General features: G+C 60.8%; 1 protein-coding gene. It reads left to right on the forward strand.

The window, feature by feature from the left end:
• Positions 1 to 653, forward strand: a 653-nt coding sequence (locus R5H23_RS16865; RefSeq protein ID WP_317216132.1) for a DsbC family protein, incomplete at both ends; no start/stop codon positions are given.

A 653-nucleotide genomic window follows, 5' to 3' on the forward strand; every position in this document is an offset into this window, starting at 1 on the left:
GCACGGAGCGGCACGCAGTTCCGTGTCTTTTACCTCACACCCGATCATCTGGCCGAAATCGGAGGGGTCATGTGGGATGCGACCGGTCATAACATCACGCGCGACCAGGTCTCATCGATCCCGGGTGCAATCCCAACCGTGCAATGGAATCCCTCGGGCTCCGGTCCGGGCTCAAGGCCGGGCGCAGCATCAGCAACGACTGCACCTCCTGCAGTGGATCCTGTTGAGCGCGTGAAAGCGGTTGCCTTCGGGCTTGAAGGACAGGACACGGCACCCCGCGTCTATATGTTCATTGATCCGCTGTGTCCGTTCTCGACCCGTGCCTACGCGGCGCTGAAGCCTGCTGTTGCTTCCGGCCGGCTACAGCTTGCGATCGTTCCGGTCTCGATCAACGATCATGAGAACAAGGGGGCCAGTACGCCAGCTGCGCAGCAGATGCTCTCTGCAAAACCGCATGACATGGCTGCACTGTGGAACCAGATCGATGATCTTGGTCACGCTGTTCCAGGCCACGCGACCTCAGACACGGCGGGCGCCAGCCTGATGCTGAATCTCTCTGCCGCTCATTCGATTGGCCTGAGAGGAACGCCAACCTTCGTGTGGAAGGATCGCAACGGCACCCCGCATGTTGAGGCAGGCCTGCCAGACGATCT

The sequence above is a fragment of the Gluconobacter sp. GP1 genome (assembly GCF_032913585.1).
In the GTDB taxonomy this organism is placed as follows: Bacteria; Pseudomonadota; Alphaproteobacteria; order Acetobacterales; family Acetobacteraceae; genus Gluconobacter; species Gluconobacter cerinus.